The 19,097-nt window shown below is 72.7% G+C and carries 20 protein-coding genes, 1 pseudogene and 1 riboswitch; of the genes and pseudogenes, 10 read left to right on the top strand and 11 right to left on the bottom strand.

The window, feature by feature from the left end; translation table 11 throughout:
- Positions 1-43 precede the first annotated feature (43 nt).
- The 4 genes and pseudogenes from ACLB9X_RS00195 (at position 44) to ACLB9X_RS00210 (ending at position 3,723) form a co-directional block, all read left to right on the top strand.
- Complete coding sequence (locus ACLB9X_RS00195) at positions 44-277, top strand: hypothetical protein (RefSeq protein WP_410358094.1); 234 nt, start codon at positions 44-46, stop codon at positions 275-277.
- Between the two features lie 82 nt (positions 278-359).
- Positions 360-1,148 (top strand): SURF1 family protein, encoded by a 789-nt coding sequence (locus ACLB9X_RS00200; protein ID WP_410358095.1) that lies wholly within the window; start codon positions 360-362, stop codon positions 1,146-1,148.
- A 30-nt stretch (positions 1,149-1,178) separates the two neighbouring features.
- On the top strand, positions 1,179-2,963 hold the full coding sequence (locus tag ACLB9X_RS00205) for a glycoside hydrolase family 15 protein (protein ID WP_410358096.1): 1,785 nt from the start codon (positions 1,179-1,181) through the stop codon (positions 2,961-2,963).
- 5 nt (positions 2,964-2,968) lie between these two features.
- Positions 2,969-3,723 (top strand): annotated as a pseudogene (locus ACLB9X_RS00210) (SDR family oxidoreductase).
- Between the two features lie 46 nt (positions 3,724-3,769).
- Here ACLB9X_RS00210 and amaP read toward each other — a convergent pair.
- From amaP to ACLB9X_RS00235, 5 genes are read right to left on the bottom strand one after another with little or no spacing between them, the layout of a single operon-like run.
- The gene (amaP, locus tag ACLB9X_RS00215) at positions 3,770-4,351 is read right to left on the bottom strand and encodes an alkaline shock response membrane anchor protein AmaP (RefSeq protein ID WP_410358097.1); all 582 of its coding nucleotides are present in this window, start codon (positions 4,349-4,351) and stop codon (positions 3,770-3,772) included.
- Positions 4,352-4,356: 5 nt separating this feature from the next.
- Positions 4,357-5,022, bottom strand: a complete 666-nt coding sequence (locus tag ACLB9X_RS00220; RefSeq protein WP_410358098.1) for a DUF6286 domain-containing protein — start codon at positions 5,020-5,022, stop codon at positions 4,357-4,359.
- Positions 5,019-5,366: a hypothetical protein gene (locus ACLB9X_RS00225; RefSeq protein ID WP_410358099.1), complete on the bottom strand. Its 348-nt coding sequence runs from the start codon at positions 5,364-5,366 to the stop codon at positions 5,019-5,021. Before ACLB9X_RS00225 ends, ACLB9X_RS00220 begins: the two co-directional genes overlap by 4 nt.
- Positions 5,367-5,372: 6 nt before the next feature.
- Positions 5,373-5,564, bottom strand: a complete 192-nt coding sequence (locus ACLB9X_RS00230) for a hypothetical protein (protein ID WP_410358100.1) — start codon at positions 5,562-5,564, stop codon at positions 5,373-5,375.
- Positions 5,565-5,575: 11 nt separating this feature from the next.
- Positions 5,576-6,073 carry an Asp23/Gls24 family envelope stress response protein gene (locus ACLB9X_RS00235; RefSeq protein WP_410358101.1) on the bottom strand — a complete coding sequence of 166 codons (498 nt, stop codon included), beginning with the start codon at positions 6,071-6,073 and terminating at the stop codon, positions 5,576-5,578.
- Between the two features lie 91 nt (positions 6,074-6,164).
- On the opposite strand from ACLB9X_RS00235, the gene ACLB9X_RS00240 reads away from it, so the two are divergent.
- Positions 6,165-6,833 (top strand): hypothetical protein, encoded by a 669-nt coding sequence (locus tag ACLB9X_RS00240; protein ID WP_410358102.1) that lies wholly within the window; start codon positions 6,165-6,167, stop codon positions 6,831-6,833.
- Positions 6,834-6,911: 78 nt separating this feature from the next.
- On the opposite strand, the gene ACLB9X_RS00245 is transcribed toward ACLB9X_RS00240, so the two are convergent.
- The 3 genes from ACLB9X_RS00245 to ACLB9X_RS00255 all read right to left on the bottom strand — a co-directional run bounded on the left by ACLB9X_RS00245 (position 6,912) and on the right by ACLB9X_RS00255 (position 10,052).
- Complete coding sequence (locus tag ACLB9X_RS00245) at positions 6,912-7,703, bottom strand: enoyl-CoA hydratase/isomerase family protein (protein ID WP_410358103.1); 792 nt, start codon at positions 7,701-7,703, stop codon at positions 6,912-6,914.
- Between the two features lie 135 nt (positions 7,704-7,838).
- Positions 7,839-8,060: a helix-turn-helix domain-containing protein gene (locus tag ACLB9X_RS00250; protein ID WP_005319113.1), complete on the bottom strand. Its 222-nt coding sequence runs from the start codon at positions 8,058-8,060 to the stop codon at positions 7,839-7,841.
- A gap of 393 nt (positions 8,061-8,453) precedes the next feature.
- Positions 8,454-10,052 (bottom strand): ABC-F family ATP-binding cassette domain-containing protein, encoded by a 1,599-nt coding sequence (locus ACLB9X_RS00255; RefSeq protein WP_410358104.1) that lies wholly within the window; start codon positions 10,050-10,052, stop codon positions 8,454-8,456.
- A gap of 374 nt (positions 10,053-10,426) precedes the next feature.
- Between ACLB9X_RS00255 and ACLB9X_RS00260 the strand changes: the two genes are divergently transcribed.
- Positions 10,427-10,834, top strand: a complete 408-nt coding sequence (locus ACLB9X_RS00260; RefSeq protein WP_410358105.1) for a VOC family protein — start codon at positions 10,427-10,429, stop codon at positions 10,832-10,834.
- Positions 10,835-10,902: 68 nt separating this feature from the next.
- Here the strand turns inward: ACLB9X_RS00260 and ACLB9X_RS00265 are convergent, their stop codons facing one another.
- The 3 genes from ACLB9X_RS00265 to ACLB9X_RS00275 all read right to left on the bottom strand — a co-directional run bounded on the left by ACLB9X_RS00265 (position 10,903) and on the right by ACLB9X_RS00275 (position 14,518).
- Positions 10,903-12,372 carry a hypothetical protein gene (locus ACLB9X_RS00265; RefSeq protein WP_410358106.1) on the bottom strand — a complete coding sequence of 490 codons (1,470 nt, stop codon included), beginning with the start codon at positions 12,370-12,372 and terminating at the stop codon, positions 10,903-10,905.
- 80 nt (positions 12,373-12,452) lie between these two features.
- Positions 12,453-13,574, bottom strand: coding sequence for an alpha/beta hydrolase (locus ACLB9X_RS00270; RefSeq protein WP_410358107.1), 1,122 nt, complete (start codon positions 13,572-13,574; stop codon positions 12,453-12,455).
- A 272-nt stretch (positions 13,575-13,846) separates the two neighbouring features.
- Entirely contained in the window at positions 13,847-14,518 is a 672-nt protein-coding gene (locus ACLB9X_RS00275) for a class II aldolase/adducin family protein (protein WP_410358108.1), read from the bottom strand.
- Positions 14,519-14,727: 209 nt separating this feature from the next.
- Here ACLB9X_RS00275 and ACLB9X_RS00280 point away from each other — a divergent pair, with 209 nt between their 5' ends.
- From ACLB9X_RS00280 to ACLB9X_RS00295, 4 genes are all read left to right on the top strand, one after another.
- Positions 14,728-15,954: an inorganic phosphate transporter gene (locus ACLB9X_RS00280; protein ID WP_410358109.1), complete on the top strand. Its 1,227-nt coding sequence runs from the start codon at positions 14,728-14,730 to the stop codon at positions 15,952-15,954.
- Positions 15,955-15,966: 12 nt separating this feature from the next.
- A complete protein-coding gene (locus ACLB9X_RS00285; protein WP_410358110.1) occupies positions 15,967-16,188 on the top strand; it encodes a hypothetical protein in 222 nt (73 codons plus the stop codon).
- Between the two features lie 155 nt (positions 16,189-16,343).
- Positions 16,344-16,478, top strand: a riboswitch (cobalamin riboswitch).
- Positions 16,479-16,569: 91 nt separating this feature from the next.
- A complete protein-coding gene (locus ACLB9X_RS00290) occupies positions 16,570-17,520 on the top strand; it encodes a cobalamin biosynthesis protein (RefSeq protein WP_410358111.1) in 951 nt (316 codons plus the stop codon).
- Positions 17,517-19,025: a cobyric acid synthase gene (locus ACLB9X_RS00295; RefSeq protein WP_410358112.1), complete on the top strand. Its 1,509-nt coding sequence runs from the start codon at positions 17,517-17,519 to the stop codon at positions 19,023-19,025. The genes ACLB9X_RS00290 and ACLB9X_RS00295 overlap by 4 nt, the downstream gene beginning before the upstream one ends.
- The last annotated feature ends 72 nt before the right edge of the window (positions 19,026-19,097 follow it).

Consider the following 19,097-nt stretch of genomic DNA (forward strand, 5'->3'; position numbering starts at 1 on the left):
CGCCCGCTCGCCCCCGCCCGCCTCGCGTCCCACCCTGTGGCGCATGGCACGTTGCGAGGTTTGCGGAAACGACTACGGCATGTCCTTCGAGGTGCACGCGCAGGGCGCGGTGCACGTCTTCGACTGCTTCGCCTGCGCCATTCACCGCATGGCGCCCATCTGTGAGCACTGCCGGGTCCAGATCATCGGCCAGGGAGTCGAGGCCGAGGGCCACTGGTACTGCGGCGCGCACTGCGCCCGCGCCGAGGGGAGGCCCGGCATCGTCGACAGGGTGTGATCCGCCGTGCGCCGGCGCCCGGACGGGGCGCCACCGGGACCCCCCGTCCCGGTGCCGGGGCACTACAGGTACGGTCGAAGCCGTGTACCGCTTCCTGTTGTCCCGGCAGTGGGTGATCCTCACCCTCATCACCCTCGTTCTCATCCCCACGATGGTCGAGCTGGGCTTCTGGCAGCTGCACCGCCACGAGCGCCGCGTCGCACAGAACTCCCTCATCGCCCGGAACCTCGACGCCGCTCCGGTCCCGGTGGGCGAGCTGACCTCCCCGGGGCACACCGTCCCGCGCGACGACTACTGGCGGCAGGTCACCGCGCAGGGCACGTTCGACCCGGCCCATGAGGTCGTCGTACGCCGCCGCACCAACGCCGACGACCGCGTCGGCTTCCATGTGCTGACTCCCCTGCTGCTGGCCGACGGCTCGGCGGTGCTCGTCAACCGCGGCTGGGTCCCGGCCGCCGCCGACCAGAAGACCTTCCCCGAGGTGCCGCCCGCGCCCGAGGGGACCGTCACCGTCTCCGGCCGGCTCAAGGCGGACGAGACGACCGGCGCGAGCGGCATCAAGGACCTGGCCGGTCTGCCGCCGCGCCAGGTGATGCTGATCAACAGCGAGCAGCAGGCGAAGCTGCTGGACCGCCCGGTGCTCGGCGGCTATATCGAGCAGACGGACCCGAAGTCCGCCGCGGCCGGTCCGCAGCAGATCCCCGACCCCGACCACGACTCCATCGGCGCGCACATGGCGTATGCCGTCCAGTGGTGGCTGTTCGCCGCGGCCGTGCCCGTCGGCTGGGTGATTCTCGTACGGCGGGAGAAGCGGGACCGGATGGCGGCGGCCGCGAACGGCGTGCCGGAACCGGCCCACGCGGCTGCTTAGCGGCCAACCCGGCCGGGAACACGCCAGAGCGTGACCCAACGTATCGAGGACTACGCCCTCATCGGTGATCTGCAGACCGCGGCACTGGTCGGTGCGGACGGTTCGATCGACTGGCTGTGCCTGCCGCGGTTCGACTCCGGGGCCTGCTTCGCGGCGCTCGTGGGCAACGAGGAGAACGGACACTGGCGGCTCGCCCCCAAGGGCGCCGTCCGGTGCACAAGTCGTCGCTATGTCGATGAATCACTGGTGCTCGAGACGGTGTGGCGCACCCGCACCGGGACCGTCAAAGTGCTCGATTTCATGCCTCAACGGGACGAAGCACCCGACGTGGTGCGCATCGTGGAAGGCGTCAGCGGCACCGTCGAGATGGCCTCCACCCTGCGGCTGCGCTTCGACTACGGCGACATCGTGCCCTGGATGCGGCGCGTCGACGGCCACCGGGTCGCCGTGGCGGGCCCCGACTCCGTCTGGCTGCGCAGCGAACCACAGGTGGACACCTGGGGCCAGCAGTTCAGCACCTGCTCGGCGTTCACGGTCGCGGCGGGCGAGAAGGTCGCCTTCGTCCTGACCTGGCACCCCTCGCACAAGCCGCGTCCCGCGCTGACCGACCCCCACGAGGCGCTGCGCCACTGCCTGGAGGACTGGGCCGCGTGGTCGTCCCGGTGCCGTTACGAGGGCCCGTACCGGGAGGCGGTGCTGCGCTCGCTGATCACCCTCAAGGCCCTCACGTACGCGCCCACGGGCGGCATCGTCGCCGCACCGACGACCTCGCTCCCCGAGGAGATCGGCGGAGTGCGCAACTGGGACTACCGCTTCTGCTGGCTGCGCGACTCCACCCTGACGCTCGGCGCCCTGCTCGCGGCGGGCTACCTCGACGAGGCGGCGGCCTGGCGCGACTGGCTGCTGCGCGCGGTGGCCGGCGACCCCGCCGACCTGCAGATCATGTACGGGCTCGCGGGCGAGCGCCGGCTGGCCGAGATGGAGCTGAGCTGGCTCGGCGGCTACGCCGGGTCCGTCCCCGTCCGCGTCGGCAACGACGCGGCCTACCAGCTCCAGCTCGACGTCTACGGCGAGGTCATCGACACGCTCTTCCTGGCCCGAGCGGCGGGCCTGAAGGCCGAGCGGCACGCGTGGAACATCCAGTTGAGCCTCCTCGGCTTCCTGGAGTCGAAGTGGCGCGAACCGGACGAGGGGCTGTGGGAGGTGCGCGGACCGCGCCGCCACTTCGTGCACTCCAAGGTGATGGCATGGGTCGCGGCCGACCGTGCCGTACGCACCCTGGAGTCCCACCCGACGCTGCGCGGGGACGCCACCCGCTGGCGTGCGATGCGCGACGAGGTGCACCGGGAGGTGTGCGAGAAGGGCTTCGACCCGGTACGGAACACGTTCACGCAGTCGTACGGCTCGACGGACCTGGACGCGGCGACGCTGCTGATCCCGCACGTCGGCTTCCTGCCCCCGGACGATCCCCGGGTCCTCGGCACGGTCAAGGCGGTGCAGGCCGAACTCGGCAGCGGCCCGCTGGTGCGGCGCTACAGCACCGCGGGCGTCTCGGTCGACGGCCTGCCGGGCGGCGAGGGCGCGTTCCTGGCGTGCTCGTTCTGGATGACGGACGCGCTGTGCGCGACGGGGCGTGCGGAGGAGGCCCGCGAGATGTTCGAGCGTCTGCTGGAACTGCGCAACGACGTGGGACTGCTGTCCGAGGAGTACGACCCGGTGGCGGGCCGCCAGCTCGGCAACTTCCCCCAGGCTTTCAGCCATATCGGCCTGGTGAACACCGCCCTGTCGCTCGGGCGGCACGAGGCGGCAGGATAGGACCCATGGATCTTGGACTGAAGGACCGCGTCTACATCGTCACCGGCGCTTCCCGCGGCCTGGGCAACGCCTCCGCGCGGGCCCTGGTGGCCGACGGCGCGAAGGTCGTCATCACGGGCCGGGACGAGACGACGGTCAAGGCCGCGGCGGCCGAACGGGCCCGGACGCGGTGGGTCTGGCGACGGACAACGCGGACCCGGCGGGCGCGGAGCGGCTGGTGGCGGCCGCCCGGGCGCACTTCGGCCGCTTCGACGGCATTCTCATCAGCGTGGGCGGCCCGGCACCGGGCTTCGTCGCGGACAACACGGACGAGCAGTGGCAGTCGGCGTTCGACTCGGTCTTCCTGGGCGCGGTACGGCTGGCGCGGACCGCGGCGGCGGAGCTGGACGAGGGCGGCGTGATCGGTTTCGTCCTCTCCGGCTCGGTCCACGAACCGATCCCCGGCCTGACGATCTCCAACGGCCTGCGCCCGGGCCTCGCCGGCTTCGCGAAGTCCCTCGCGGACGAACTGGGACCGCGCGGCATCCGCGTCATCGGCCTGCTGCCGGCACGCATCGACACGGACCGGGTGCGGGAACTCGACGCGCTGTCCGGCGACGCGGAGGCGGCGCGCACGGGCAACGAGTCCCGGATTCCGCTGCGGCGCTACGGCACGCCGGCGGAATTCGGCACGGTCGCGGCGTTTTTGCTGTCACCGGCGGCGTCGTACCTGACGGGCGTGATGCTCCCGGTGGACGGCGGAGCACGGCACGGGTTCTGACGGCGCCCAGGGAGCGGGGCACCGGGGGCAGCGCTCCCGGTGCCCTTCAGATGACGCGTTGCGCCGCGTGCTTCGCCACCCGCAGCCTCGCCTCCGTCGGCAGCGACGACAGCCCCGCCGACTCCCGCGCGTGCGTCACCGCCTCGTCGACCAGCCGGGACACGGTCTCGGCCGGTGCCGCATGGGCCTCCAGCAGCAGCAGGACCCGCGCCTGCGGAGCCCTGCGGCTGCGGCCCGTCAGCACGACCCGCGCGTGGGAAACGCCCTCCAGCGCCTGCGCCTCCCCTGTCATCACGTGCTCCAGCGCCCGGCCGCGCAGCAGCGCGCCCTCTCCGTCGCCGGTGTCCACGAGGACCTCGGCGAGGCGGGCGCGGCGCAGCTGGGCGAGAAGCCACCACAGGGCGAGCAGCACCAGCACCACGAGGACCGCGATGACGACCGGCCACCACCAGCCCTCGTCCCGCCACCTCATCCGGTCGGCATCGCTGAGCAGCACGTCGTGCCGTCCGCTCCAGGGCCACCACGAGGGCACGGACAGCCCGGTCCCCACCGCCAGGACCGCGCCGCCCGCGCACACCAGCACCAGCCCGGTGAGTCCGAGCACGACCCGGTTGACCGTCCCGATCATCCGTCTCACCCCTCGCCTCTCACCCGTTTTCCGGCCGGCGGCCGGCCCACGCGCACGGCCAGGGCCGGAGGCCTGGCCAGGCCCAGTTCCCTGATGCCCAGTGAGAGCGCGGCGTCCAGATCGGCGCGAACGTCGTCGAGTGCGCGGAAGTGGGAGCGGGCACGCACCCTGGCCTTGGAGCGCCCCATCCGGACGCGTACGGACTGCACGCCGGACACCTCCATCGCGCGGTCGCGCAGCACCAGTGCCGCCGCCTGCCGGTCCAGCCCGGCCCGCAGGTGCGCGCGGTCGCGGTGCATGGGCAGCACCCTGCGCAGTCCCGGCGTCGCCGCGAGAACGATCAGCCAGACGCCGACGAGCAGCGCGGCTGCGGCGACCGCGAGGACCGCCAGCTCGTCGAGGCGCCATCGGTCGAGGTGGTCGGCCAGGGCGCGCCGCCAGTGCATGGCGGGCCGGCCGGCCCGTACCGCGACGATGTCGTAGAGCAGCAGCCCCGAACCGGCGAGGCCCACCAGGGCGAGCAGCGCGGCGGGGACGCGGCGCGCCGACCAGAAGCGCCCCGCCCTGCCGTGGACCCCCTCCGCGGCAGCCGGCGCGGGGTCGTACTCCGCGGCGGAAGCCGACTGGTCCGGTTCGCGGACGGGCCGGTCTCTCTGGTCGGGCTCGGTCATCGAATCCTCCCCTGCCCCCCGTGACGCGAGTGGACGGAGTGCAGGCGCTCGACCTGCACCGCCACTTCGGGCACCTCCATCCCCGCCAACGTCCTTACCCGGCGGGTCACTTGGTGACGCACCGCGCCGCACTGACGGCCGATGTCGCCGGGGTAGTCGAGTTCCAGGCTGATCCGGACGCGGGCCGTGTCGTGGTGGACGACGACCATCGCGTTCGGTGGCGAGGCGTTTTCGGGCAGGCGTCCGAGCGCCTCCCGTGCCGCCTGCGCGGCGATCTTCGCCACGACCCGGTCGGCGATGATGGTCGCCCCGCGTTCGGCGGGCGCGACGCGGTCGGCGGCCACGGCGCGTCACCGCCGCCCTTCGCCACGATTGCGGCCCCGGAAGAAGTCGCCGACTTCCAGGTCGCCCTCGAGGAACCTGCCCGCCACGAAACCGACCGCACCCAGTGCGGCGACGAGCAGGAACGCCCCGAAGCCGCCGAAGTACCCGGCGAATCCGAGCGCCATGCCGGCGATCATGCCGACCACGGCCATGCTCATGGTGATCTCCTCTACTGGAGACGCTGCTCCGGCTCGTCCTCTTCCTCATCGGGCAGCTTGACGTCGCTCACGGCGATGTTGACCTCGACCACCTCCAGGCCGGTCATCCGCTCGACGGCGGCGACCACGTTCTCCCGGACGTCGCTCGCGACATCGGCGATGGCGACGCCGTAGTCGACGACGATCTCCAGGTCCAGGGCGGTCTGCACCTCGCCGACCTCGGCCTTGACGCCTCGCGTCACGCTGGACCTGCCGCCTCCGCCGGGGACCCGGTCGCGTACGGCGCCGAAGGTGCGGGAGATGCCGCTGCCCATCGCGTGGACGCCGACGACGTCCCGCGCGGCGAGTCCGGCGATCTTCTCCACGACGCCGTCGGCGATGGTGGTACGTCCGCGGACGGCCGGTTCGACGCGCTTGCCGATGGAGGTCCTGCGCGTCGACGGCTCGCCGCCGCCTGCCGTCTCGTGCCCCGTGCTCTGGGGCCGGTTGCGCTCTCCTGTCTCGGTCATCGCGGTGTCCTTTCGGGTGGTGGTGACCTCCCTTTGCCCACATTAAGTGCGGTTCCCCCGTTCCGCGCCGGGGATGCGGCAGGCTGGAGGAATGACCACTGCGGGAGCGAGGGGGCGGATGCGGCGGGCGATGGGGCTCGGCAGGCTCGTGGCGCTCGGAGGGCCGGAGGACGGCATCTGGCTCGCGGAGCGCGCGGCCGCATCGGTGCTCGTGAAGGCCACCGCGAAGGCGGTACTGGGGACGGCCGTGACCCGGCTCGACGTGCGGCTCGCGGACCCCGGTGCGGCCGCCGAGCCCGCGGTGCCCGCGCCGCCGAGCGCTCTTCCGCCGGGGGCCCACCGGCTCACGGCGGAGGTCTCGGTGTGGAGCGGCGAGCCGCTGCTCGCGGCGACGGCGGCCCTGCGCTCGGCGCTGGCCAGGGCGGCGGCGGACCGGCTGGGCCTGGTGGTCACCGAGGTGGATCTGCGGGTGACGGCGCTGCCGGACCATCCCCTGGTACCGGCTCCGGACCATGCCCCCACGCCCGTGACGCCCTCGGACGCGGCGGGTGAGGCCGCGGCGGCGACGGCGGGGGTGGCGTGTCTGACGGCGGAACTGGGCGGCCGCGCCGTGCACACGGCCGTGGACCATGTGCGGGTCGAGGTCGCCACCGCGGACGGGTTCCGGGCGCTGGACGTGGGCCGTGCCGTGCGTGCGTCGGTGTCGGCCGCGCTCGCGGACGGCCGCCCGGTCGCGGTCCTGATCTCGTCGGTCGCCTGACGCCCGTGGCCAGGGTCCCTGCCACCGGCCGCTCCCCAGGGTGCGGCCGGTGGGCAACGGAGGCGTGTGGCGCCCGGGTCAGTCGCCGAGTCCGGCGAGGTCCCGGAGCCTACGGGCCTGGGCCGCGCGCTCGGCCGCGCGCTGCTCCTCGTAGGAGCGGCTCGACGCGCCCTGGAGCAGGGCCTTGGTCTCGATCACGGCGTCGCGCGGAGCGGCGACGAGCGCTGCGGCGAGGTCCCGTACGGCGGCGTCGAGTTCGGCGCCGGGCACGACGAGGTTGGCCAGGCCGGTGCGCTCGGCCTCCTCGGCGTGGACGAATCGGCCGGTCGCGCAGATCTCGAGCGCGCGGGCATAGCCGACGAGGGAGACGAGGGGATGCGTGCCGGTGAGGTCCGGAACGAGCCCGAGGCTGGTCTCCCGCATGGCGAACTGGACGTCCTCGGCCACCACTCGCAGGTCGCACGCAAGGGCGAGCTGGAAGCCCGCGCCGATCGCATGGCCCTGGACGGCCGCGATCGTGACGATGTCACTGCGGCGCCACCAGGTGAAAGCTTCCTGGAACCCGGCGATGGCCGCGTCGATCTCCGCGTCACCGCTGCGTGCGAGGTCGATGAACGACGGCTCGCCCTCGAAGCCTTCGGGGGTGAATGCCTGCCGGTCGAGTCCGGCGGAGAAGGACTTGCCCTCGCCGCGCAGCACCACGACACGCACGTCGCCCGGCAGTGATCGGCCGGCCTGCGTCAATGCCCGCCACAGCGCGAAGTCCTGGGCATTGCGCTTGTCCGGCCTGGTCAGGGTCACCGTGGCAACGGCGCCGTCGACGGTGAGTCGCACACCGTCCTTGTCGAGCACAGGGTCGAGCGAAGTCATGGGACGCCTCCGGGTCGGTGCAGTGGAGCCTACGACAATAAGCTACTGCACAGTAACCACCCGGACCGGTCGGGCGACCGCCCGGGTGGCCACCGCGGAACCGATGGGCCGAAGGAGTCCTTACGACGGGCTGGGTCAGGCCGAGGCGGCCTTCTTGCCCCTCGTCGCTCCGCCGCGTCCACGCAAAACGACTCCGGACTCACTGAGCATCCGATGGACGAATCCGTAGGAGCGGCCGGTCTCTTCGGCCAGCGCCCGGATGCTCGCACCGGAGTCGTACTTCTTCTTCAGGTCTGCCGCGAGCTTGTCGCGCGCGGCGCCGGTAACCCGGCTGCCCTTCTTCAGAGTCTCGGCCACCCGTGCCTCCTCATGGGAAGTGCGCTCTGGACTTCTCATGATCACCCCTCCCGGGCGTCCTGGCCACCCATTCGACAAGGTCGGTACGCAACGCTTGGCGATGCGATATGCGGCCACCATGACCGGAATTAGCCCCTCCGGTCATACGAGAGGGAACGTATCGCCTGACCGATCACGGAAATGCCTGGTCAGCGGGGCCGACGCGGGTGCGCACGCGCCGGAGGGCGGTCGGGGGCGGCCGGCGAGCCGCCACGCCGCGGTACGAGACACCCTCACGCAGATGAAGGATCACGCGTAGGCCGAATGATCCATACGGAGTGGATCAACGGGCGCACGGAGGCACACCGGAGGCGCGCGTCAGGCAGGCAAGAGGCATCCGGAGACGCCCACGCGTCAGGCGAGCGCCACCAGGTCCGCGTAGTCCGCGCCCCACAGGTCCTCGACGCCGTCCGGGAGCAGGATGATCCGCTCCGGTTCCAGGGCCTCGACCGCGCCCTCGTCGTGGGTGACGAGGATGACGGCGCCCTTGTAGGTGCGCAGTGCGCCGAGGATCTCCTCGCGGCTGGCGGGGTCCAGGTTGTTGGTGGGCTCGTCGAGCAGCAGGACGTTGGCCGAGGAGACGACGAGCGTGGCCAGCGCGAGACGGGTCTTCTCACCGCCGGAGAGCACCCCGGCCGGCTTGTCGACGTCGTCACCGGAGAAGAGGAACGAGCCGAGCGTCTTGCGCACCTCCACGAGGTCGAGGTCGGGCGCGGCGGAGCGCATGTTCTCCAGGACGGTGCGGTCCGGGTCGAGGGTCTCGTGCTCCTGGGCGTAGTACCCGAGCTTGAGGCCGTGGCCGGGGGTGACCGTGCCGGTGTCGGGCTTCTCGACACCGGCGAGGAGGCGCAGCAGTGTCGTCTTGCCCGCGCCGTTGAGGCCGAGGATGACGACGCGCGAGCCCTTGTCGATGGCGAGGTCGACATCGGTGAAGATCTCGAGTGAGCCGTAGGACTTCGACAGACCCTCGGCGGTCAGCGGCGTCTTGCCGCACGGTGCGGGCTCGGGGAAGCGCAGCTTGGCGACCTTGTCGGCGACCCGGATCTCCTCCAGGCCGGACAGCAGGCGCTCGGCGCGGCGGGCCATGTTCTGAGCGGCGACCGTCTTCGTGGCCTTGGCCCGCATCTTGTCGGCCTGGGAGTTGAGGGCGGCGGCCTTCTTCTCGGCGTTCTGCCGCTCGCGCTTGCGGCGCTTCTCGTCGGCCTCGCGCTGCTGCTGGTAGAGCTTCCAGCCCATGTTGTAGACGTCGATCACGGAACGGTTGGCGTCGAGGTAGAAGACCTTGTTGACGACCGTCTCCACGAGGTCGACGTCGTGGGAGATCACGATGAATCCCCCGCGATAGGTCTTCAGGTAGTCACGCAGCCAGACGATCGAGTCGGCGTCGAGGTGGTTGGTGGGCTCGTCGAGGAGCAGGGTGTCGGCGTCCGAGAAGAGAATGCGGGCGAGCTCCACCCGGCGGCGCTGGCCGCCGGAAAGCGTGTGCAGCGGCTGGCCGAGGACCCGGTCGGGCAGGCCGAGCGCGGCGGCGATGGTGGCGGCCTCGGCCTCGGCGGCGTAACCGCCCTTGGTCAGGAACTCGGTCTCCTGGCGCTCGTACTGCTTGAGCGCCTTCTCCCGGGTCGCGCCGAGACCGTTGGCGATGCGGTCCTCGTTCTGCCGCATCTTGCGGATCAGGACGTCGAGGCCGCGGGCGGAGAGGATGCGGTCGCGGGCGAGGACGTCGAGGTCGCCGGTGCGGGGGTCCTGCGGGAGGTAACCGACCTCGCCGGAGCGGGCGATCGTGCCGGCGGCGGGGATGCCCTCACCGGCGAGGCACTTGGTGAGCGTGGTCTTGCCTGCTCCGTTGCGGCCGACGAGGCCGATGCGGTCGCCCTTGGCGATGCGGAAGGAGGCGGACTCGATGAGGACGCGCGCGCCGGCGCGCAGCTCGATACCGGATGCGGTGATCACGGGGGAAATACTCCAGGGCGGTTGGACGGCGGAAGGGACGGGCGAGCGACGCTTCGACGCCGTCTAATGCACAAGGAGAATTGCCATACGGCTCAGTCTAACGGGGCATGGCAAGTGGTTTTCCGACCGCGGCTGCGGCCCGGTGGTGGTGCGCACGGGTCCGCGGCGGCCCCTGCGGGCGGCGACAGAACGGGGGCGACCCGGGTTCCTCAGCTGCTGCCGCACCGGCGGCTTTGCGCGGTACGACACGTTCGGCTGAGCCTTTCCGCGCGGTGTTGACGGTCGGGCCGATGCGGCCCGGGATTGTCGGTGGGCGGTGCCAGACTGAGACGCAGATCACCATCCTGTCGTCGAGCGAGTGAGGAGTGATCGGGATGACGCAGTCGCCGAGCATCTGTCCCACGCTGGTCTACAAGGACGCCAAGGCCGCGATCCGACAGCTCACCGAAGCCTTCGGCTTCACCGAACACGCGGTGTACGAGGACGAGGACGGCGGGGTGCTGCACGCCGAGCTGACGTATGGCAACGGCATGGTGATGCTGGGCAGCAAGGGCACCGGGAGCGAGTTCGACAAGCTGATGCAGGTCGCCGGTCCGGCGGGGGTGTTCGTCCATGTCGACGACGTCGACGCCCATCACGGCACGGCGGTCGAGCACGGCGCAGAGATCGTCATGCCGCCGACCGATCAGGACTACGGGGCACGGGACTACATGGCCCGGGACGTCGAGGGCAACATCTGGAGCTTCGGCACGTACACCCCGGGGGTGGCGGAGTCGTCGTAGCCCGCGCCGCCCCCTGGTGCGTGTGCCGTGTGTCGGACCCCGCCGTCCCGGGGTGCCTGTGCCGTGTGTCAGACCCCGCCGGTGTGCACCTGGAAGGCCGCTCGCCGGACGGCCTTGGCCAGGGCCGGGTCCGGGTGCGCGGCGGCGAGGGCGACGAGGACCTGGACCGTACGGGGGTGACCGCCGGCGCGGACCTCCTCGATGAGCGCGGGGACCGTGCCCTGTACCGCGGAATCGAGGTGGCGCAGCAGGAGTTGGGGCTCACCGTGGTCGGCGACGGCCGCCGCGGTGTCGACCCAGAGCCAGGTGGCCTCCTCGCGGGTGAGGACTTCGGCGGCGTCCTCGGGATCGGCGCCCTCGTACTCGGCGAGCCACAGCAGGGCGTAGGGGCGCAGGGACGGTTCGGCGGTGGCTGCGCGGACCTCGGGCTCGGCGGGGGCGCCGACGACGCGGAGCGCCTCGAAGGCCAGTCCGCGCAGCAGGGCGTCCTCGCCGCGTGCGACGGCGAGGAGTTCGGCGACCGCGCCGGCGACGGTGCGGGCGGCGAGCCAGGCGCGGTATTCGGCGCGTGCGGGACCGGGGGTGAGGCGGGCGCATCCGCGGAGCATGTCCTCGGCGGACTGCTCGATGTTGCCCGCGGGACTCTGGGCGGCGACGCAGATCTGCTCGAGTTTGACCCACACCGCCCAGTTGCCGAGCGGGGTGAGCGTGGCCTGGCCGCGTTCGAGAGTCAGGGCGCCGACGGCGGCGAGTCCTTCGAGGGCCCAGTCGAGGAGCACGGAGAGAGAGATGTCGTCCCCGTCGTCGGCACCGGCACCCGGGGCACCGACAGCAGGGGCTCCGGGCTCGTCGGCGGCGGGCTGCGTCTCGCCGCGAGGACCGTAGGGGACCTCGCAGCGCTCCTCACGCAGTTCGGCGACGCGCTGCTGGAGCAGATCGAGCAGGGCCGGCACGAGCACGGGGCCGGCCGAGAGCTGAAGGAGGGAGAGCACCTGGGGCACGGCCTCGACGACCTCGGCCACGACGGTGGGTGCGACGTCCTCGGGGGCGGGGTGCGCGAGCGACCATGCGTCGAACAGGGCGACCCAGCCACGCAGGACGGCCATGTCGTCGCGGTCCCAGGCACGCAGCCGCCAGCCGGGGCGTGCGGTGCCGCCGTGCAGTTCGATCAGGCCGGCGAGGCGGGCGCGGTCCCAGCCCGCGCGCACCTGGTCCGGTGTCAGGTCGAGTGCGGCGGCGGCCCGTTCCTGCGCACCGGCGAACGGCGGGGCGGTAGTCGGGGTGCCGCCGGAGGGTCCTTCGGACAGGGACGCGGCGGCTCCCGCGGCGGCCCAGCGGGCGATGCGTACGGCGTCCGCGAGGACCGTGCGGGCCTGTCGTGCCAGTTCGGCGGGGGCGGGCGTGCCCTCCGGCGGACGGGGCGCCGGACGGGTGCGTCGGGTCGTCACGGCCCGTCGTGCGGTGGCCAGGGATCGCGGGCGGACAAGACGGAGTCTGGAGTTGCGCGCCAATTGCTCATCAGGCTTTCGGGACGTCACGGGGAGCAGTCTTCCCGTTGACGGCCCGAAAGCCCAAACGGAAGGCGGGAGGCCGGGTCGGACACGCCTCCGGCCTGCGGTTACATGAGGGGAGTGAGGAAGCGGCGGAGGGCCTCTTCGTACGCCTCGGGGTCGGCGTTCCACATCGCCGCGTGCGGGGCGCCGGGGACGGTCTGCAGGCCGACCAGACCGGGGCGTTCGGCCGCCAGTCGGCGCGAGTACTGCCAGGGGGCGATGGTGTCGTCCGGCCCGTGGAAGATCAGCACCGGGACGCGGACGGCCGAGGGGTCGGCGGCCTCGGCAAGCCGGTCGCCGTGCGGGCCGGTGCGGCCGAGGGCCGCGCGCACGGCGAGGGGAAGCAGGGGGCTCGGGGTGTGCCGGGCGGTGGCCAGGGCGCGCAGGGTCGCCTCCCAGTCGAGGACCGGCGAGTCCAGCACGAGTCCGCTGATGCGGTCGCGCAGTCCGGAGTTGGCGGCGGCCCGCAGCGCCATCGAGGCGCCGGTGGACCAGCCGTGGACGATGACGCGTTCGGCGCCGTGCCGCACGGCGTGCCGCACGGCCGCGTCCAGGTCACGCCACTCGGAGTCCCCGAGGTGGCTCAGGCCGTCCGGCGGGCGAGGGGCGCCGCGGTCGCCGCGGTAGCCGAGATTCAGCACGGGGAACTGCTGGTCGCGCAGGAAGGGGAGCAGGTTCAGCGGGTGCTCACGGGTCGTACCGATGCCGTGGACCGTGATCACCCAGGTGGAGCGGGCGCCGGGGACGAACCATGCAGGGAGCGGGCCCAGTTCCCCGGGGACGAGGACGTCGGCGTGCGGGATACCGAGGGCGTCGGCCGGGTCGCCGGTGTGCAGCTGCGGTGTGAAACGGACCCGGCTGCCGGGGCGGAGGCCGCCGGCGACGACCCGTTCCAGGCGGCGCACGACGGTGTCCGCGGAGTGTATGACGCCGTCGAGGACGGGGCCGACGACGGCGTGGACGCCGGAACCCTCCAGTCCGTACGTCCCCCTGCGCAGGGAGGCGAGGCTGCGGGTGAGCGTCACGCGGTCGGAACCGGTCTCGTGCACGGTGAGTCTCGGGTCGCCCGGGAGGGGGCGACTCTCTCTCAGGGCGGCGTTGCTCGCGTGGCGGCCGGCGGCGACTGTGGCCGCGCCGAGCCCCATGAGTGTGGTGACGGCCGCTGCCGTCGCTGTTGCGGGGCGCACGGGTCCAGTGTCGGCGGGGGTGGGCGGGGGTGCCAGTGGGGGGCAGGGGGGTGCTTCCCCCCGGCCCCCCAAGAACTGAGGCTGCGCCCCAGGCCCCGCCCGGCCAGGCGGTGGGGCGCCTCGAACGCCGGAAGGCCTGCGACCGCCCCTACCCGCCCGTGGCCTTCCGGTCCAGCCGACGGCGCCGGCCCCGCGGCTGGGCGGCCGGCGTAACCAGCCCCGCTGAGGAGTTTGAGGCGCGGGCCCCAACGGGGGTGCCCGCGAAGATCCGGTCAGGCGTTCTGGGTGGGTTGGCCGTAGGTGTGGAGCTGGGTGGCTGCTGCCGTGAGTTCCTCTGGGGAGAGGAGGCGCGGGGTCAGCGACGGGAGGGAGGACGCCGTCAGCCAGACACGGCACATCCATTCCAGCTGGGCCGTGCGGTCGTAGGCCTGGGCCAGGCTCGCGCCGTACGCGACGGTGCCGTGGTTCTGGAGGAGGCAGGCCGTGCGGTCGCGCAGGGCCGTGAGCATGTTGCGGGCCAGTTCGGGGGTGCCGTACAGCGCGTAGGGCGCCACGCGGACCGGGCCGCCGAGCGCCGCCGTCATGTAGTGGACCGGCGGCAGCTCGGGCACCAGCGTGGAGACGGCGGTGGCGTGCACGGCGTGGGTGTGCACGAGGGCCCCGGCCGGGGTGCTGCGGTACACCTCCAGGTGCAGCGGCAGCTCGCTGGTGGGGGCGAGCGTGCCGATGACCTGGTGGCCGTCGAGGTCGACGGCCACGGTGTCGTCGGGCCCGAGCCGGTCGTAGGGAACCCCGCTCGGGGTGACGAGCACGAGGTCGCCGACCCGGACGGAGACGTTGCCGGACGTGCCGACCACGAGACCCTCCGCCGTGGTTCTGCGGGCCGTCGTGACGACGTCCTGCCAGGCCTGTTCGATCGTGTGCGTCTCCACGTGATCCGTCATGCGGAGATCCTGTCAGGCGCGCCCCTCTGGGCCGTGGGCGACGGAGGGTGTTCGAGTGGGTGCCCGGTGCTGTCAAAGGCCCCGAGAAGACCAAGCGGAATGATGCGTGCCTAGTCACGGACACCACAGAGCCCGTCTCTGTTCATCTTCCGTTCATCCAGGTTGCCTACGGTCGGCCAGTCAATGACGTCAAAAGATTGCCTGGGTAAATGGAACACATCACGCTGCTGCTCGCGATTGTGATCGTGACAGCTCTCGTGTTCGATTTCACGAACGGTTTCCACGACACCGCCAACGCGATGGCGACGACCATCTCGACCGGCGCCCTGAAGCCCAAGACCGCGGTGGCCATGTCCGCCGTTCTGAATCTCGTCGGTGCTTTCCTGTCCGTGGAGGTCGCGAAGACGATCTCCAGTGGCCTCGTCGACGAATCAGGCATCTCACCTGAAGTCATCTTCGCGGCGCTCGTCGGCGCCATCCTCTGGAACCTGCTGACCTGGCTCATCGGTCTGCCGTCCAGCTCCTCGCACGCCCTGATGGGCGGCCTCATCGGCGCCACCGTCGCGTCCGTCGGTTTCGACGCGGTCAACGGCGGCGTCGTCGTCACCAAGGTCCTGATCCCCGCGGTCGCCGCGCCGCTCGTGGCCGGTGTCGCCGCGTTCCTGGCCGCCCGGCTGACGTACAAGATCGGCCGGAACGCCGACGCGAAGGCCACCGCCAAGGGCTACCGCGCCGGCCAGATCGCCTCCGCCGGTCTTGTCTCGCTCGCGCACGGCACCAACGACGCGCAGAAGACGATGGGCATCATCACCCTGGCCCTGGTCGCCGGGAACGTCATCGCCCCCGGCTCCAACCCTCCCCTGTGGGTCATCGTCTCCGCCGGTGTGGCCATCGCCCTCGGCACCTACCTCGGCGGCTGGCGCATCATCCGCACCATGGGCAAGGGCCTGACCGACCTCCAGCCGCAGCAGGGCTTCGCCGCCCAGACCAGCGCGGCGAGCGTCATCCTCGCCTCCTCCAACCTCGGCTTCTCCCTGTCGACCACCCACTCGTGCTCCGGTGCGGTGATGGGCGCGGGTCTCGGCCGCAAGGGCGGCGTGGTCCGCTGGTCCACCGCGACCCGGATGTTCGTCGCCTGGGGTCTGACCCTCCCGGCCGCCGGTCTGGTCGCCGCGGGTTCGGAGTTCGTCACCAAGCAGGGTGACTGGGGCGTCCCGGCCGTCGCCGTCTTCCTCGTCGCGTCCTGCGCCGCGATCTGGTTCGTCTCCCGCCGTCAGGTCGTCGACCACACCAACGTCAACGACACCGAGGACGTGGAGCCCGCCGGCGTCGTCACCACCGCCGTCGCGGCCGTCACCCCGCCGCCCGCGGGCGAGCTCAAGACCACCATCCCGGCCCCGGCCGAGCCCGAGCCGGCCCGTCCGGCCACGGTGTAAGGAATCAACAGCATGAAGATCGACTGGGCAGCTCTCGGCTCCGTGTTCGGCGTGAGCCTCATCGCCACCGTCGCCCTGGTGGGCCTGTTCACCCTGGGCATCGTGGGCCTGACCAAGCACGAGGCGGCGGCCGCCGACGGCGGATCGGCCACCATGGCCCGCACCGGCGCCTACGCCTGCTTCGCCCTGTGCGCCGCGGCCGTGGCGTACGGCATCTACCTGATCGTCACCTGACTCCTTCGAGTCCTTCCGTCCGCCGACGACGGCGACCCGCCCGGAGCCGGGCCGGAGGCACCCCGCGTGCCTGCGGCCCGGCTCCGGCGTGCGTGGGGTGTGGGCCTTCGCACACTGTCCCGCCGCAGGTCAAGGGTGAGTTGACGGGCGTTCGCGGGGCGTGGTGGACTGCCGGGGCCATCTACGGCGGCAGAAGAGGAAGTCCGGTGCGAATCCGGCGCGGTCCCGCCACTGTCACCCGGGAGGATCACCCCGGGGAGCCAGGAACTCTCGCCGCCGGTCACGTCGAACCAGGGCGCGGACCCTGAGTGAGGACTCGTCGCATGCCCGGCTGCCGTTCAGCGCTGTCCGTCGGACCCCGCCTGCGGGATCACTGATCCCATGCGTGCCGACCGTGTATTCGTGTACGGCGCCACCGCGGGCCTGGTCGTCGACCGGCTCGTCGGCGACCCCCGCCGCGGGCACCCCGTCGCCGCCTTCGGGCGTGCCGCGGGCGCCGTCGAGCGGCTGCTGTGGCGCGACCACCGGGGCCTGGGCGCCCTGCACACCGCCGTCTGCGCCGGCGGCGCCGTCGCCGTGGGCGCGCTGGCGTCCCGTGCCGTGCGCCGCTCCCCCGCCGCGTCCGTCGCCCTGACCGCCGCCGCCACCTGGGCCGTGATCGGAGGCACCACGCTGGGCCGGGAGGCGCGCCTCGTCGGCGATGCGCTGGGCAGGGGGGACGTAGAAGCGGCCCGCACGCGGCTCCCCCACCTGTGCGGGCGCGACCCGCAGTCCCTGGACGAGCAGCAGATCGCCCGCGCCGTCGTCGAGTCGGTCGCCGAGAACACGTCGGACGCCGTCGTCGGCGCGCTGGTGTGGGGCGCTGTCGCGGGCGTTCCCGGACTGGTCGGCTTCCGAGCCGTGAACACGCTGGACGCGATGGTCGGCCACAAGTCGCCGCGCCACCGGCGCTACGGCTGGGCCTCGGCGCGCCTCGACGACGTGGCGGGCTGGCCCGGCGCACGGCTCACCGCGGCACTCGCCGCGGTCGCGGGCCCCGACCCGCGGGGCGCGGTCCGCGCCTGGCGGGCCGACGCGGCCAAGCACCCGAGCCCCAACGCGGGCCCGGTGGAGGCGTCGTTCGCCGGGGCGCTCGGCGTCCGGCTGGGCGGGACCCTGTCGTACGGGGGCCGCGTCGAGCACCGGCCGGTGCTCAACGGGGCCGGCCGGCCCGTGGAGTTCGGAGACATCGGGCGGGCCGTGCGGCTGTCGCGGCGGATCGGCGTGCTGACGCTCGCGACGTGCGCGGGGGCGCGACTGGCCTGGGGGGCCATGAGGGGGAGGCGTACATGAGCGGCGGCGGACTGCTGGTCGCGGGGACCACGTCGGACGCGGGCAAGAGCGTCGTCACCGCCGGGATCTGCCGGTGGCTGGTACGGCGCGGGGTGAAGGTCGCGCCCTTCAAGGGCCAGAACATGTCCCTGAACTCGTTCGTGACGCGCGAGGGCGCGGAGATCGGGCGGGCCCAGGCGATGCAGGCGCAGGCGGCCCGTGTGGAGCCGACCGCGTTGATGAACCCGGTGCTGCTCAAGCCCGGCGGCGACCGCTCCAGCCAGGTCGTCCTGATGGGCAGGCCCGTCGGCGAGATGAGCGCGAAGGGCTACCACGGGAACCGGCAGCGCGAGCTGTTCGAACCGGTCGTGGCGTGCCTGGAGGAACTGCGGGGCACGTATGACGCCGTGATCTGCGAGGGGGCGGGCAGTCCGGCCGAGATCAACCTGCGGCGCACGGACATCGTGAACTTGGGCATCGCACGGGCCGCGCGGCTGCCCGTCGTCGTGGTCGGGGACATCGACCGGGGCGGGGTGTTCGCGCAGTTCTTCGGGACGACGGCCCTGCTCGCGCCCGAGGACCAGGCACTGGTCGCCGGCTACCTGGTCAACAAGTTCCGGGGTGACGTGACGCTGCTGGAGCCCGGCCTCGACATGCTGCGCGGGCTCACCGGGCGGCGGACGTTCGGGGTCCTGCCGTACGCGCACGGGCTCGGGATCGACGAGGAGGACGGCCTGAGGGTGTCCCTGCGCGGCGCGGTCCGCGAGTCGGTCGTCGCTCCGCCGGTCGGCGAGGACGTGCTGCGGGTCGCGGTGTGCGCGGTGCCGCTGATGTCGAACTTCACCGACGTCGACGCGCTGGCCGCCGAACCGGGCGTCGTCGTCCGGTTCGTGGACCGGCCCGAGGAACTGTCCGACGCCGACCTGGTGGTCGTCCCCGGCACGCGCGGCACGGTGAAGGCGCTGGCGTGGCTGCGGGAACGCGGCCTGGCGCAGGCCCTGGTCCGGCGTGCCGCGGAAGGCAGGCCGGTGCTCGGCATCTGCGGCGGCTTCCAGGCGCTGGGCGAACGCATCGAGGACGACGTCGAGTCCAGGGCCGGCGAGGTCGAAGGGCTCGGGCTGCTGCCGGTGCGGGTGCGGTTCGCGCGGGAGAAGACCCTCGCGCGGCCCGTCGGCGAGGCGCTCGGCGAGCGGGTGGAGGGGTACGAGATCCACCACGGCGTCGCCGAGGTCCTCGGTGGTGAGGCGTTCCTGGACGGCTGCCGGGTTGGGTCCGTGTGGGGCACGCACTGGCACGGGTCGCTGGAGAGCGACGGCTTCCGCCGGGCGTTCCTGCGGGAGGTCGCCGCGCAGGCGGGCCGCCGGTTCGTGCCGGCGCCGGACACGAGCTTCGGGGCGCTGCGCGAGGAGCAGTTGGACCGGCTCGGGGATCTGATCGAGGAGCACGCGGACACGGATGCGCTGCTGCGGCTGATCGAACAGGGCGCGCCGGTGGGGCTGCCGTTCGTGCCGCCGGGTGCGCCGTGAGCGCGGGTGGCGCCTGCGGCGCGCCTCTCCCCCACCCCGCCCTTTCCCCAACCGGGGCTCCGCCCAGGCCCC

The organism is Streptomyces sp. 5K101, from assembly GCF_046506645.1.
Taxonomy (GTDB): Bacteria; Actinomycetota; Actinomycetes; order Streptomycetales; family Streptomycetaceae; genus Streptomyces.

Excerpts from the sequence above, each read along its gene's own strand:
- ACLB9X_RS00285 (WP_410358110.1), top strand. The coding sequence starts at position 15,967 with ATGAAGATCGACTGGGCAGCTCTCGGCTCCGTGTTCGGCGTGAGCCTC.
- amaP (WP_410358097.1), bottom strand. The coding sequence starts at position 4,351 with ATGATCGGGACGGTCAACCGGGTCGTGCTCGGACTCACCGGGCTGGTG.
- ACLB9X_RS00245 (WP_410358103.1), bottom strand. The coding sequence starts at position 7,703 with ATGACTTCGCTCGACCCTGTGCTCGACAAGGACGGTGTGCGACTCACC.
- ACLB9X_RS00275 (WP_410358108.1), bottom strand. The coding sequence starts at position 14,518 with ATGACGGATCACGTGGAGACGCACACGATCGAACAGGCCTGGCAGGAC.
- ACLB9X_RS00235 (WP_410358101.1), bottom strand. The coding sequence starts at position 6,073 with ATGACCGAGACAGGAGAGCGCAACCGGCCCCAGAGCACGGGGCACGAG.
- ACLB9X_RS00220 (WP_410358098.1), bottom strand. The coding sequence starts at position 5,022 with ATGACCGAGCCCGACCAGAGAGACCGGCCCGTCCGCGAACCGGACCAG.
- ACLB9X_RS00280 (WP_410358109.1), top strand. The coding sequence starts at position 14,728 with ATGGAACACATCACGCTGCTGCTCGCGATTGTGATCGTGACAGCTCTC.
- ACLB9X_RS00230 (WP_410358100.1), bottom strand. The coding sequence starts at position 5,564 with ATGAGCATGGCCGTGGTCGGCATGATCGCCGGCATGGCGCTCGGATTC.
- ACLB9X_RS00195 (WP_410358094.1), top strand. The coding sequence starts at position 44 with ATGGCACGTTGCGAGGTTTGCGGAAACGACTACGGCATGTCCTTCGAG.
- ACLB9X_RS00240 (WP_410358102.1), top strand. The coding sequence starts at position 6,165 with ATGACCACTGCGGGAGCGAGGGGGCGGATGCGGCGGGCGATGGGGCTC.
- ACLB9X_RS00295 (WP_410358112.1), top strand. The coding sequence starts at position 17,517 with ATGAGCGGCGGCGGACTGCTGGTCGCGGGGACCACGTCGGACGCGGGC.
- ACLB9X_RS00290 (WP_410358111.1), top strand. The coding sequence starts at position 16,570 with ATGCGTGCCGACCGTGTATTCGTGTACGGCGCCACCGCGGGCCTGGTC.
- ACLB9X_RS00260 (WP_410358105.1), top strand. The coding sequence starts at position 10,427 with ATGACGCAGTCGCCGAGCATCTGTCCCACGCTGGTCTACAAGGACGCC.